The organism is Myxococcales bacterium, from assembly GCA_016703425.1.
Taxonomy (GTDB): Bacteria; Myxococcota_A; Polyangia; order Polyangiales; family Polyangiaceae; genus JADJCA01.
The window spans coordinates 12357-25606 of record JADJCA010000023.1; the positions used below are offsets into that span (position 1 = coordinate 12357).

The 13250-nt window shown below is 68.6% G+C and carries 9 protein-coding genes; 7 read left to right on the plus strand and 2 right to left on the minus strand.

Features of this window, described 5'->3' with window-relative positions:
* Position 1 precedes the first annotated feature (1 nt).
* The 7 genes from IPG50_31570 to IPG50_31600 all read left to right on the plus strand — a co-directional run bounded on the left by IPG50_31570 (position 2) and on the right by IPG50_31600 (position 10350).
* Positions 2 to 430: a hypothetical protein gene (locus tag IPG50_31570; protein MBK6696696.1), complete on the plus strand. Its 429-nt coding sequence runs from the start codon at positions 2 to 4 to the stop codon at positions 428 to 430.
* Entirely contained in the window at positions 427 to 2229 is a 1803-nt protein-coding gene (locus tag IPG50_31575; protein MBK6696697.1) for a hypothetical protein, read from the plus strand. The genes IPG50_31570 and IPG50_31575 overlap by 4 nt, the downstream gene beginning before the upstream one ends.
* Positions 2226 to 5861, plus strand: a complete 3636-nt coding sequence (locus tag IPG50_31580; protein MBK6696698.1) for a serine/threonine-protein phosphatase — start codon at positions 2226 to 2228, stop codon at positions 5859 to 5861. The genes IPG50_31575 and IPG50_31580 overlap by 4 nt, the downstream gene beginning before the upstream one ends.
* 113 nt (positions 5862 to 5974) lie before the next feature.
* On the plus strand, positions 5975 to 7630 hold the full coding sequence (locus tag IPG50_31585; protein ID MBK6696699.1) for a hypothetical protein: 1656 nt from the start codon (positions 5975 to 5977) through the stop codon (positions 7628 to 7630).
* A 226-nt stretch (positions 7631 to 7856) separates the two neighbouring features.
* Entirely contained in the window at positions 7857 to 8525 is a 669-nt protein-coding gene (locus IPG50_31590; protein ID MBK6696700.1) for a hypothetical protein, read from the plus strand.
* Positions 8526 to 8758: 233 nt separating this feature from the next.
* Positions 8759 to 9616: a DUF692 domain-containing protein gene (locus IPG50_31595; protein ID MBK6696701.1), complete on the plus strand. Its 858-nt coding sequence runs from the start codon at positions 8759 to 8761 to the stop codon at positions 9614 to 9616.
* The gene (locus tag IPG50_31600) at positions 9613 to 10350 is read left to right on the plus strand and encodes a putative DNA-binding domain-containing protein (GenBank protein ID MBK6696702.1); all 738 of its coding nucleotides are present in this window, start codon (positions 9613 to 9615) and stop codon (positions 10348 to 10350) included. Before IPG50_31595 ends, IPG50_31600 begins: the two co-directional genes overlap by 4 nt.
* Here the strand turns inward: IPG50_31600 and IPG50_31605 are convergent.
* Together IPG50_31605 and IPG50_31610 are read right to left on the minus strand one after the other, a co-directional pair.
* Positions 10340 to 10909 (minus strand): hypothetical protein, encoded by a 570-nt coding sequence (locus IPG50_31605; protein MBK6696703.1) that lies wholly within the window; start codon positions 10907 to 10909, stop codon positions 10340 to 10342. The two genes, IPG50_31600 and IPG50_31605, sit on opposite strands and share 11 nt — an antisense overlap.
* 159 nt (positions 10910 to 11068) lie before the next feature.
* On the minus strand, positions 11069 to 13198 hold the full coding sequence (locus IPG50_31610; protein MBK6696704.1) for an elongation factor G: 2130 nt from the start codon (positions 13196 to 13198) through the stop codon (positions 11069 to 11071).
* Between the last annotated feature and the right edge of the window lie 52 nt (positions 13199 to 13250).

Here is a 13250-nt window from a genome sequence, read left to right on the forward strand (position 1 = left end):
CATGCTGACGTTCCGTCCGCGCGCCATCGCGCTCGAAGCGCTCTGTGTCGCCGGCGTGGGGCCCGTCGCCCGTGCGCTCGCGACGCGGGCGCTCGCCCGCGACGACGCTTGGCTCGCGACGCTTCGCGGCGTCACGTCGGGTGACGCCCTCTTCCTCTTGGGAGCGAGCGAGGCGCTTCCGTGGGTTGACGGCGCCTTGTATCTGGGGCGCGACGATGCGGCGCCGTTGCTGCTCACGCCGACGAACGCGGCGCCGGACGTTCCCGCCGACGTCTTTGAACGCGCCATCGTGCGCCACGCCGGCGTGTTGGTGCCGCCCATCGCGGTGCTCCCCGCGCCTCGCCGCCTCGTGTCGGTCGCTGCGGCGCGTCCCGTCGAGCGCGCGAGGCTCGCGGAGTGGCTCGCCGCGCGGCCCGAGACCTCGCCATGAGCACTCGTACGTTGCCGCGCGCGCTCGAACCGTGGCGAAAGGAGCTCTCGCTCTTCCCCGACGATCTCGCGCTCGTCCTCGGCGAGCTGACAGCACGCCTCGCCACCGTCATGGGACCCGGGCAAAAGGCTCGCTCCCACGAAGGCGCGCCCGACGGCCTTGCGGGGCTCGCGCGGCGCGGCACCTACGAGCGACTGCTGCTCAGCGAGTGGCTCCTTCATGAGGAGCTGCCCGACGAGTTCATGCGGCGCGTGGTCGCTGGTGAACACGCCTTTCTTGAGCGCGCGTACCGGCAGGAAGGCGCCACGCGGCGTGTGATCGCCCTCTTCGACGCCGGTGTGCACCAACTGGGGGCGCCGCGCATCGTTCAGCTCGCGGCGCTCCTCGTCTTGTCGCAACGCGCGGAGCGACTTGGGGCGTCGTTCGAGTGGGGCATCCTCTCGAGCGACGACGAACTCTGTGGCGCAGTCACCGCTGGGGCCGTGCTCGCGTTTCTCGAGGGGCGCTCAGCGCGACCGCCGTCGGCCGCCGATGTCGAGCGGTGGGCCTCGAGGCTCAAGGGATCGGCCACGTCAGAGCGCTGGCTCGTTGGCGGCGAAGGCCTCGCAACCATCACGCCACACCTGGGAGCCTCCCACTTGAGCATCGAGGAGGCGCTCGACGCGTCGCCCTCGACGCGCGTCGTCGTCGCGATGCGACCGGAAGGCGGGCGAGCGCGGCGGTCCGCAACGCTCGAGCTCCCAGCCGAGCGGGCCTGCGTACGCCTGCTGCGCGATCCCTTCGGCGTCGCCGCTGCGCCTCGCGTGCCGCACGCTGGTAGCGCGCGCATCGATCCGACATCGAACATCGTCTTCTCGCCCGACGGCCGCCTCCTCCATGTGCGCGGGGCCGGCGGAACGTTGATCACGGTCGCCATTCCCAACTCAAAGCACGCGGTGACGAGGGCTCCCGGCGTCTTTGCGCCCCCGGAAGGCCATCGCATCGTGGCCGTCGGGCAGCTCCGCTCGAAGAAGCGAACGGCCGTCGTGACGTGGCATGAAGGCGACGCGTTCCTGCACGTGCTCACGAAGCGAGCGACCGCCGCCTTTCGAACGGAGCGTTACGCGGCGTCCGACTACGCTGGACCAAACGAGGCGGCTCCGTTGGCCGCGCTCGGCGTCGTTCGCGCAGACTACGCCGTCTTCGTCGATGGCGACGGGAGCTTGGTTCACCTCTTCGGCGCGAGGAATGACGTCGTCGTCGAGAGGCGCGACGCCTTCGCGGTCAAGGCGCTGCGAGACGGCCTCGCGTACGCGGAGCGGCTCGAGGGAAGCGTCCACGTCATGGTGCTCAGAGCGACCGGGCGGCTATTCGCTCCCGGCCAGGTGCCTTCACCGATCACGAGTCGCCCAACCGGTGTTGAGGTGCAGGCGGAGTCTCTGTTCTTCGGCGCCTCGGGCATCGCTGACCTCGTGGCCACTTGCAGCCCGACGGGCTCATGGGCGCTCGTCCGAAACGGCCGCGTCGCGCCTGTTGCCGTTGATGGGGGCGCCACCGTCGTTGGGGTGGTCGAACGGGGCTTCTCGCCAACCAAGGACTACCTCGTGACGCTGGACGCGTCGCGTACGCGCATTGCGCTGTCGAACGACTCCGAGTCAGAGACCGTTGCCTGGACGACGGCCCATGACCCCATCGTGTTCGCTGCTGCGAGCGACGCGGGGCGCGAGCTGGCCTACGTCACCTCGAGCGGCGCGCTCGTGATCTACTCGTGCATGGAAGACTCCGTGGTGCTTCGGCTCGCTCTCGGTGGCCGGCCATGAGTCTGCGTCCGCGGCGCGCCTTTCACCGAGGTTCGGTGCTGGCCTCGGGGCTGGTGCTCGATGTGGCGCGCCTCGGATTCGCCACCGCGCGCGCGCGCGTCTTGCGGCTCTCGGTCCACAACGCGGCCGTCTTCCGCATGGAGGGAGCCCTCTTCGTGCGCTTCGCGTTCCCCATGCGCGTGTCCACGGGCGCCGTTGGCGGTGCGCCCGTTGTCCGGCAGGGCAACCTTCACGCGGCAGCGCCGCTTGATGACGATGAGGTCACGGCGCTCGACGCCGGCGTCGAGGCCGTCGTGACGGTTCATGGCGGCGTCGCCTCCGTGTGGCCCGTTGCCGACCAAGCGCGCGAAGACCTCGCCGATTGGCTCGACGTGACGGACTTTGAGGTGTGCCCGAGCGCCCTCTCCCTTGGCGCGAGCGTCGCCCCATCGACGACGAGGCTCGCGCCGCCTGTCTCCGACGCTCGAAAGCAGTTGGGCGTCGCTCCGCTCTCCCACGAAGGCGCCTCGTTCTTGGCGGCGGTTGGCGCCGAGCGACCGGTCCTTCGCGACGCGGGCTCGCTCGCGAATCGAGTGCGCACGGCCGTGGCCGCCGCGTGGACCTTCGTGAGCGAGCTGGGCCGCCGCCTCCGAGGTTCCGCCGGACAGGCACACGACCCCGCAGCGGGCCCACCGGCCTCCGAGCCGCTCGCGCCGTCGCTTTGGGGGCGCCTTTGGGGTGTCTTCACGCGTCTGGTGATTTCGTCACGCCTTGCAGGCCTCATCGGTCGACGCCAAGCCGCGTACCTCGCGCGCATGCTCGAGCTCTTCGAGCAGCGCGATCTCGACGAAGCCCTCCGCCACGCGATTCCGCTCTCGAAGGAGCTCGAGGGCGCGCTGGCGCCGCCGGCGCTGCCGGCGCTGGGAGTGCCCTCGCCCCGCGAAAGGCTCGCCATCGTTCCGCACCGCGCGCGCGGCGGCGCGAGCTCTTTGGGTGTTGGTGAGGGGCTGTTCGAACTCTTGCGGGCGACCTATCGGCGCGCCTTCGATCGCTTGGTCGCGCTCGGAGAGTTCGAGAAGGCGGCGTTCATTCTCGCCGAGTTGCTCAACGCGAGCGAGGAGGCGGTCTCGTTTCTCGAGCGGCACGGGCGCCGCGTTCTCGCCGCCGAGGTCGCAGAGGCGCGCGACCTACCGCCCGGCCTCGTGGTTCGGCAGTGGTTTCTAGCGGGCCACCGCGAGCGTGCCGTGGCGGTGGCGCGCCGCACCGGCGCGTTTGCCGACGCAGTCCTCAGGCTCGAGGCGACGGACAAGAGCCTCGGGCAGGCGCTGCGCCTTGTGTGGGCGGACCACCTCGCCGATTGCGGGGATTATGCAGCGGCCGTCGATGTGGCGTGGGCCATCGCGGCGGCGCGACCGACGCTCCGCGTGTGGCTCGAGCGCGCCGTTGCCGTGGGCGGTGAGACAGGCGCTCGGATGCTCGTTCGAACGGTCCGCGCGCAGCCCGAGGCGCTTGAGGTGACGCGTGATCGCATGTTATCGCTCCTCGCTGCCGAAGAAGGTGGCGCGTTGGCGCGGGCCGTAGGTCGCGAGGTGCTCAGCGAGAAGGCGACGGGCGGTGTGCGCGTCTTCGCGAAGCTGGCGGCGCGGAGGCTCGTCGCGCTGGGCGCATCGGACGGCGGCGGCGCGGACGCGCGACGGCCCGACGAACCGCTCGTGCGACGTCTCCTGGACGCTGCGGGTGACGGGGCCTTTCGCGCCGACGTGCTCGCTTGCAAGGGGAGGGAGGCTCCCCTTACACCCTTGGTCGCTGTACATGTTCGCGCGTACGCGTTGACGGACATCGGCACGTGCCGCGACGTCAACGAAGACACGGCAATCGCCACGACGCTTCGAGAGGCGCGCGGCGGTCGGGCTGCGCCGGCCCCGAGTGAGCGCGGACGCGAGGTCCACGCCGACGCGACCGCGCTGGGCCTCCTGCTCGGCGCCATCGACGCGATGGGCGGGGTGTCCTCTGGCGACGCGGCGGCTGACATGGCGCGCCGCGAGCTCTTCGAGAGGTTGCAGACTCCGCGCGCCGCATCGTCGCTACGCGAGGCGGCCGAGCGCTTGGCGGCGACCTTTGAGGCAGCCAACGGCGCCATCTTTTCCGAGGCAACGAAAGATCCCGCGCGGCGAGGCATGGGCTGCGCGGCGACAGCGGCCACCACCTTCGGCTCGACGCTGCTCGTGGGGCAGGTCGGTGATACGCGCGGCTACATTCTCCGGGGCGGCTCGCTCGTGCAGGTGACTCGGGACCACTCGCTCTTGAACGAGTACATCGCTGCGGGGCACCTGATGACGCCAGAGGCGATAGAAGAGTTCCCTCACAAGAACGTCATCACACGCGCCATGGGGATGGCCGCATCCATCGAGGCGGACCTCGTTCGCGTCGAGCTCTGTCGGGGCGATGTCGTGCTCCTGTGCTCCGACGGACTAACGTCGGTGGTGAGCGACGCTGGCGTGCGTGACCTTCTTCAGGCGCATGAGGAGCCGGAGCATGCGTGCGTCGCGCTCGTGCGCGCGGCCATCGCCGCCGGTGCACCGGACAACATCGCCGTCGTGGTGGCCCGCTTCGACGGGGATACGTTGCCGGAGCCCACGCTGCCGATCGACGTCGGTCCTATCGTCGGGCCTAGCTACGAGTCGCCTTCGGCGCACCCGGCCGTCGTGAAGCGACGGCGCGCAGACTCGGGCGCGTTGGCCATCCACGACGCGGCGCTGCTGCCCGACGGGCGCGTCCTCGTCGCGCTCGGCGAGCTCGGGGTGCGGCTCTTGTCTCGTCACGGGAAGACGCTCGCGCGCTTCGGTGAGCCGGCCCATCGCCTGATCATGTCGGATCACGGCGATCGCGCCATCCTCGTCGCCTTTCGCGGGGAGATGCTTCGACTAGCCAAGCTTGACGTTCTTGGTTGTCGGGTGCGCCCGTGGTGCGACGCGCCGGCGCAAGCGTTCGCCACGACCTTTGACGGAGGAAGCTGGTTCGTCGCGCAGGGGGGACGCCTCCTCGCCATCGATGCCTTGCAGGACGGATGGGAGCATCTGTGGACCGTGGACGAGCCTGCGACGGCCATTCGCTTCGTGGCGCGCGAGGAGGGGGCGGTCTCGGCGTACTTCGAACGCACGAAAGGTGAGGGGGCCGAGCTTTGGACCTTCGACCCGTTGGCGCTGACGCTGCGAGGCCGGACCGAGCTCGCTGGCGCGGCGGAGCGACGGGCGCTCTCGGCGTGCTCTGGCGACGGGGTTCTCGCGGGCTGGTGGCGATCTGACGTCGAGCAGGGTCCGCTGCGAGCGCTCATCCAACGTGGCGGCGGTATCGCGCGTCAGTTGCCCGTGACGGCAGCCGTGGCGAGCGTTCCGCCTTGGCTCAGCTCGCATTGGGTCGCCTTCCCCACGGCGTCGGCCGAGGGAACCGCGGTCTACGTCTTCGCCGTCGCCTCCCAGACGCCCTCGGTCGTGGTGCAGCTCGATGGCGCGCTTTCATCGCAGGACGCCGCGTCGGCCGGCGTGGGCCTCCGCTTCCAACAGGATCGCGCGGTCCTCTTTGACGCGAAGGGACGCCTCTTGGTTGTGTCCTTGCCGAGCGGCGCTGTCGTCCAAGAGCTTCGCGTGTCGTAACAATCCAGTGGGGGCGACTTCGGGGGCTACCGATCGGCGCTCCGCGCGAAAATTACGGCACGATTTGCGGCCTCGGGGGCAACCGTCTCGCGAAGACGCGTAAGACTGCGCTCATGCGGGGGCGAGGCAGTTTCGCGCTGGGCGCGGCCGCGTTGGTGGCTTGCGCGGTCTCCGCTTGTCAGGAGGCCCCGACGAGCATCTTGCTCGAGCTCTCCACATCGGTGCCGTGCGCCAAGACAAAGGGCCTCGTCGTCAAGGTCGTGACCGACGGCGCTTCCGGCGAACGCGTCATCGAAACGACGCGCTGCGAAGGAACGCAAGGCAGGCAAGGCGAAGCGCGCATCGGCAGCTTGTCCATCGTGCCCGGCGCCTCGCGCGACGCAAAGATCAACGTTCGTATCCTTCTCGGTGTCGATCGGCCGGCGAGCGAGTGCGGCCCCGACACGGCGTACGCCGGCTGCATCGTGGCGCGTCGAATCTTGCGTTTTGCACCCAATCGCGAGCTCGACCTTCCCGTGGTGTTGCGCCGCGAATGCAAAGGCATCGCCTGCGACGACGCGACGACCTGCGTCGCGGGCCAGTGCCGCGCCGCCCTCATCGACGATGCCGCCGCATGTTCGGGAGCGACGTGCGGCGAAGGTTCGCTGAAGCCCGTGGCGCCGGGCAGCGACGCGGGGGTGACGCCGCGCCTCGACGCCGGCGCAGCGCTCGCGACCGACGGTGGCTCGCCGTCTTGCGGCGCCAGTGAGAAGCTCTGCAACGGGCGGTGCGTGAGCGCCGGTGATCCGTATTTCGGTTGTCGCCCCACCGGCTGCACGCCGTGCCCCGATCTCGACGACGGCGACTACGTGTGCGAGCTCGGCCTCTGCACCGTCCTGCGGTGCAAGGCCGGCTACAAGCGCTGCGGCGACGCTTGCGTAGAGGCCGACGCGCAGCACGGGTGCGGAGGCACGTCGTGTGCGCCGTGCGACGCGGCCAACGGCACCGCGAGTTGCACGGCTTCGGGCGCGTGCGTTTTGGCCTGCAAGCCGGGCTTCAAGCTGTGCGGCGGAAAGTGCGTGAACGTCAACGATCCGACCTACGGGTGCTCGCCAACGCAGTGCAGCGCGGCGTCGTGCCCCAACCCCGGAGCGGGGACGATCGCCTGCGTGGGTGGTGCCTGCGTCGTGGGCGCGTGCTCGCCCGGCACGAAGAACTGCAACCAGAAGTGTGTCCCGACGGACGCCCAGAACGGCTGCCAAGACCCCGCGCGGTGCGCGCCGTGCGCGACGGGCAACGTCTGCGGCGGCACCGCCGGAGCGACGGTGTGCACCTGCGTGCCGGAGCTCGCCAAGACCACCTGCGCCGGCAAGGCGTGCGGGTCTGCGAAGAACAACTGCGGCCAGACCGTCAACTGCCCCGATCGTTGCTCGGGTTACGACACCTGCGGCGGCGGTAGCGCTGGACCCAACGGCTGCGGCTGCACGTCGGTCTCCGCGTGCGGCGGCAACAGCTGCGGCTCGGTCTACGACAACTGCGGGCGCAGCGAGTGGTGCGGCTCCTGCGCCTGGCCCGACTTCTGCGGGGGCGGTGGCGGCAACCTCTGCGGCGCCCCGCAAGAGGGGGACTGCGGTCCCAACTGGGCCACCATGGGGACCTTCAGCTGCGACGCGGGCCAAGAGCGTCAGCGCATCTGCGGCTGCCATCCGCCGCTGTATTCCGACCCGACCAGCTGGGTTCACGAAGGCGGCGACTGCTACAGCCACGTGACGGGCCAGTCGTGCCCCTAGCTTGACGAGCGAGGCCTTGTCGCCCAGCGAGTGCGGCGTGGCGAGGCCTATTCGGACGGTGCCGACCGCGTCGGCGGGCGTCGAATCACTTCCTCGCGAGGCGACGCGAGGCGACTGGGCTGACACGGCGTCACCGACGACCGAGAGCTGCCGTTCACACATTTTTCGGGCCCCCCACTTTTGCGGTGAATATCCGCATGGCGTGGCCCTTGCTCATGACGCGAGCATGTCGCGCTCGATCACGTCCTCCCTCACGCTCGTTGCTTCCCTCTTCCTCGCCAGCTCGGCGTCCGCCCAACAGGCGCCAGCGGCCGCCGCGCCTACACAGCCGGCCTCGAGCGCGCCCGCTGCCAACGGCGAGTTTGTGGCGCCGCTCCAGCAGCAGACGCAGCCGAGCTACGTTCCCCAGAGCGTTGCGCTCTCAGGGCCCGCCACGATCGGCGACTACGAGGAAGGCGCGCCCATGCCGGCCGGCTATCACCCCGAGCGTCGCACGCGTCGTGGACTTGTGATCGGGGGCGCCGTCACGTTCGGGACGCTCTACTTGATCTCCGCGATGTCGGCCGCGATCGCCGCCGACACAACAAGCTACCAGTGTGCCGACGGCTCGTATCCCTACGGTTCGACGGCGAACTGCCGTCGCGCCTCGAATCCCCTCGCTGCGCTCTACGCCCCCGTCGTGGGCCCGTTCATCCAGATGGCGAGCACCGACTCGTCGACGGGCCGAATGTTCCTCGCCATCGACGGCGCCGCGCAGGCCGCTGGCGCCGCGATGTTCATCTACGGGCTCGCGTCGCCGAAGACGGTCCTGGTTCGCAACGACCTCGGCTCCGTTCGGGTCGTGCCGCAAGTCGCGAAGGGCAGTTCGGGCGTGGCCCTCGTCGGCGAGTTCTGAGGACCCCCGCGCGCGCTTCACACCACCGCGCCGGGAGGGGCGCACTGCCCGCCCTCACCGCTTTGGGCAACGGCCCATCATGTCTCCCGCGTGCGTCTGCCGCGTGGGGGCGCTCGCCCAGACGAAATCGCGCGCGCTTTGGCTGTCGCTCCCGGGTGACGCCGGTCTCCGCGCGCCCGTGTTGCGGCACAGCACCTGCTGATGAGGACACATCCGCAGCAGGTGAAGGTCGCATGAAGGTCGCAGGATTTGGTTTGGGTTTGCGCACGGAGTTCATGGCCGAGCTCCTGGAGAAGCACGAGCACGCCATCGATTGGCTCGAGATCATTCCCGAGAACTGGATCGACCTCGGTGGCAACCGAGGTCGTGACCTCGAGCGCTGCGCGGAACGTTGGACTCTCGTTCCGCACTCCGTGTCGATGTCCATCGGCGGGCTCGACCCGCTCGATCGGAAGCTCTTTCGCGATGTTGGCGCGCTGTGCCGCGCCATCGACGCTCCGTTCTGGAGCGACCACATTTGTTATGCCGTCCTCGACGGCAAACACGTCCACGATCTCTTGCCGTTGCCGTGCTCCGACGAGGCCCTGGAGCATGTGCTGCGGAGGATCGCAGAGGCGCGCGCTATGACGGACGTGCCGCTCGTCTTCGAGAATCCGACCTACTACGTGAAGATGCCCGGCGCGACGATGTCCGAGCCGGAGTTTCTGACCCACGTGTTTCGTGAGTCGGGCGCGGGCTTTCTTCTCGACGTCAACAACGTCTACGTCAACAGTCAGAACCACGGCTTCGACGCCAAGCGCTACATCGACGCTCTCCCGCTCGATGCCGTGAAGCAGATCCACGTCGCTGGTCACACGGTCGCCGGTTCGGTCATCGTGGACACGCATCGAGGGCACGTCGTGGACGCTGTGTGGGACCTCTACCGCTACACGTTGGCGCGAGCCCGGCGCCTCATCCCGACGCTGCTCGAATGGGACTCGGAGCTGCCCAAACTCGAGGTCCTGGTGGGTGAGATCGAGCGCGCCCGGCGCGAAGCGGACCGCGCTCTCACGGACGTGAACGGAAACAAGGCGGCGGAGAAGGCGGCATGAACCTCGCGTCCATTCAGCACACGATGTTCGACTACGTGCTCGGCCGAAAATCTCACGCCGAGACAGCTCGCGAGCTCGGCCTCGAGGAAGCGTCGCCCGCCGCCGAGCGGCTATCGGTGTGGCGTCGAGCCTACGTCCACACGCTGCGGGAGAGCGCCGCAGCGCTCTTCCCGACGACCCACAAGGTTGTCGTCGGTCGTTTGGGCGAAGACGCGTGGACCCAGCTCGTCGCCCGCGTCGGCCGCGAGCGGCCGCCGGTGGAGACACGATTCGCCGCGTCGGGGCTCGTCGACATCCTTCGCGCGAACTGCGAAGCCCTCACGCTGCCGACCTGGGTGGTCGACCTGGCGGATCTCGAGCTCGCGGAGCGCCGCATTGGCGCCGCGCCAGCGCCCGCCGTGCTGCCGGCGCAAGCGCGCGGAGCGCTTCGGCTCGTTACCCCCTTCGGTCTGCGTCGATACGGAAGCGACGTCTCGGCGGTGCGCCGCGCCGAAGATCCGACGACGGTCGCGCCCGCCGCCCACGCGACGGTGATCGCCATCTGGCGCTCCACCGACGGTGTTCGGCGCACGCTCCGCCTCTCCGCCACCGGGTTGCGCGTCCTTCAAGCGGTGGACTCGAGCGATGCCGCGCTCGCGGCGCTCCTTGCGGGGCCGCTGGGCGAACGCGCAAGTTCCGCCCTCGCCCGTTTTAGGGAACTGGGCCTTGTCGTGGGTGGCGACCTCAGCGCATGACCGCGAAGCGCACGGCACCTCGCCACGCGGCGACCTCTTGAGCGCGCCCCTGAAGCTCGTTCGTGGGCCCCGCATCGGTGACGATGAGCAGGCGCCCCCGCACCGGGGCGTAGAGCTCATGGATCATGAGCGCGCGGCCGTTCGGGTCATCCCCCTCCACGGTCACCTCAAGGGCGAGCTCATTTCTCAGGACCGCCGAGCGGGTCTCGAGCGTGCGAATCGCCTTGAACGTCGCGCCATAGGTGGCGCGCCAGTCGCGGCGCTTGAGCGACTCGAGCGTCTCGCCCTCGGCCGTGTACTCCTTCGCGTAGAGGACGACCGAGCCGTTTGCGGTGGCGCGCTGCCACTTGAGCTCTTGCATGGCGATGCCGCCCTCGGCCTTGCGATTCGCAGCCCATGTCCAGCCGGCGCCGAGCGCGGGACCTACGATGCGGCCGTCAGCTGTTCGGACCTCTGCGGGGACGCCGGCGTCGCGACTCGCAGGCGCCGTCGCGGAGTCACGTCGGCAGCTCACCAAGAACAGCGCAGCCGTGATGACGAGCGACGCTCCCTTCACCATGCGCACCATGCACGCCCCATGCGCTGGAGCATCGCCGAAGGGGGTGGAGCGCGCCACCTCGTTCCGCACGCGCCGAGTCGCGCCTCGCTTGGACCCACAAAGACAGAAGGCCGAGCCCGCGAGGACTCGGCCTTCCGGCGCGCAAGCAAGCCGAGCGGCCTACTTCTTGGCTTCGAGCGCGAGCTTCTCGCGGTACTTCTTCGTCATCTCTTCTTGCTCTTGCTTCGGCACGATGGCGTAGCGAGCAAACTCCATGGTGAAGGTCCCCTTGCCTTGCGTCGCCGAGCGGAGGTCCGTCGAGTAGCCGAACATGGCGTTCAGCGGGACTTCGCAGGTGATGCTGACGCTGTCGCCAGCGACGGTCTCGAGAATGACGCCGCGCCGCTGGTTGACCTGACCGACGACGGAGCCTTGGAACTCCGTCGGTGCGTCGATCTCGACCTTCATGATGGGCTCGAGGATCGTGGGCGCCGCCGCTTGATAGGCCTCGCGGAAGCCCATGAGGGCCGCCGTCTTGAAGGCCATTTCGGACGAGTCGACGGCGTGCGACGCGCCGTCGTTCACGGCGCAGCGAATGCCGACGACGGGGAAGCCGATCATCGTGCCCTTGCGGACGCCTTCCTTGAAGCCCTTGTCGCAGGAGCTGATGAACTCGCGCGGGATGGAGCCGCCGGTGACGTCGTCGACGAACTCGTAGCTCTCCACGGCGTCGGCCGGGAGCGGCTCGATGTACCCCATGACCTTGGCGTACTGCCCGGAGCCGCCGGTCTGCTTCTTGTGCGTGTAGTTGATCTCGGCGCGGCGCGTGATCGTCTCGCGGTACGCGACCTGCGGCTTGCCCGCGATGACGTCGCAGTTGTACTCGCGGCGCATGCGCTCCATGTAGATGTCGAGGTGGAGCTCGCCCATGCCGCTGATGATCGTCTGCTGCGACTCTTCGTCTTGGTGGACGCGGAAGGTCGGGTCTTCCTTCGTGAAGCGGTTGAGCGCCTTGGAGAAGTTGACCTCCGTCGAGCGATCCTTCGGCGCGACCGCGAGCGAGATGACGGCCGCCGGCACGTGCATCGACGTGAGGGTCACGTTGACCTTGCCGTCGGTGAAGGTTTCGCCGGAGCTCGCCTCGACGCCGTAGAAGGCGACGATGTCGCCGGCTTCCGCCGACGGAATCTCTTCGCGATCTTCCGAGTGCATGCGGAACATGCGGGGAACGCGGACCTTTCGCATCTCGTTTGAGACGTTGAAGATCGTGTCGCCGGCCGAGACCGTGCCTTGGTAGACGCGGAAGTAGGTGAGCTGGCCGTACTTGTCTTGCTGGAGCTTGAACGCGAGACCGACGAAGGGCTTCGTCGGATCGGAGTCGACGACGACCTTCTCTTCGCCCTTGTCCTGGTTGTGGGCCTCGTTCTTAATCTCTGTCGGATTCGGGAGGTAGTGCACGACGTCGTCGAGCAAGAGCTGGACGCCCTTGTTCTTGATGGCCGACCCGCACATGACGGGCGTCATCTTGAGGGCGAGCGTGGCGCGGCGAATGGCGGCGCGGAGCTCTTCGACGGAGATGGGTTCTTCGTTGATGAACTTCTCGGCGAGGATGTCGTCGACGTCGGCGACGTCTTGGATGATCTTCTCGCGAGCGGCCTTGGTGGCGGCGGCGAACTCCTCGGGGACGTCGACCTCGCGGATAACTTCGCCGTCGTTCCCTTCGAAGAAGAAGGCCTTGCCGATGATCGGGTCGATGATGCCCTTGAAGTCGGCTTCGGCGCCGATGGGCACCTGGATGGTCACCGGGTGGTGATTGAGCTTCTCTTTGAGCATCTCCGCGACGCGCTCGTAGTTGGCGCCGGGGTTGTCCATCTTGTTGACGAAGGCGATGCGCGGGACGTGGTACCGCTTCATCTGCTTGTCGACGGTGATCGACTGACTCTGCACGCCCTTGCCGGAGTCGAGCACGAGGATGGCGCCGTCTAGGACGCGGAGGGCGCGCTCGACCTCGATGGTGAAGTCGACGTGGCCTGGCGTGTCGATGATGTTGATGTTGTGGGGCTGGATTTGATCCTGCGAGCCGTTCCACACGCAGTAGGTCGCGGCCGACTGGATCGTGATGCCCTTCTCGCGCTCGAGATCCATCGAGTCCATCTTGGCGCCGACGCCGTCCTTGCCGCGCACCTCGTGGATCTTGTGGATTCGACCCGTGTAGAACAGGATGCGCTCGGTGAGCGTCGTCTTGCCGGAGTCGATGTGAGCCGAGATGCCGATGTTACGGATGCGGTCTAGGGGGATGCGAGCGGCCACGGGATTCTCTCTCTCTTCTCGAAGGGGAGGGGGTCTGCAAGTGCCAGAAAAT

Excerpts from the sequence above, each read along its gene's own strand:
- IPG50_31580 (MBK6696698.1), top strand. The coding sequence starts at position 2,226 with ATGAGTCTGCGTCCGCGGCGCGCCTTTCACCGAGGTTCGGTGCTGGCC.
- IPG50_31585 (MBK6696699.1), top strand. The coding sequence starts at position 5,975 with ATGCGGGGGCGAGGCAGTTTCGCGCTGGGCGCGGCCGCGTTGGTGGCT.
- IPG50_31570 (MBK6696696.1), top strand. The coding sequence starts at position 2 with ATGCTGACGTTCCGTCCGCGCGCCATCGCGCTCGAAGCGCTCTGTGTC.
- IPG50_31600 (MBK6696702.1), top strand. The coding sequence starts at position 9,613 with ATGAACCTCGCGTCCATTCAGCACACGATGTTCGACTACGTGCTCGGC.
- IPG50_31575 (MBK6696697.1), top strand. The coding sequence starts at position 427 with ATGAGCACTCGTACGTTGCCGCGCGCGCTCGAACCGTGGCGAAAGGAG.
- IPG50_31605 (MBK6696703.1), bottom strand. The coding sequence starts at position 10,909 with ATGGTGAAGGGAGCGTCGCTCGTCATCACGGCTGCGCTGTTCTTGGTG.
- IPG50_31595 (MBK6696701.1), top strand. The coding sequence starts at position 8,759 with ATGAAGGTCGCAGGATTTGGTTTGGGTTTGCGCACGGAGTTCATGGCC.
- IPG50_31590 (MBK6696700.1), top strand. The coding sequence starts at position 7,857 with ATGTCGCGCTCGATCACGTCCTCCCTCACGCTCGTTGCTTCCCTCTTC.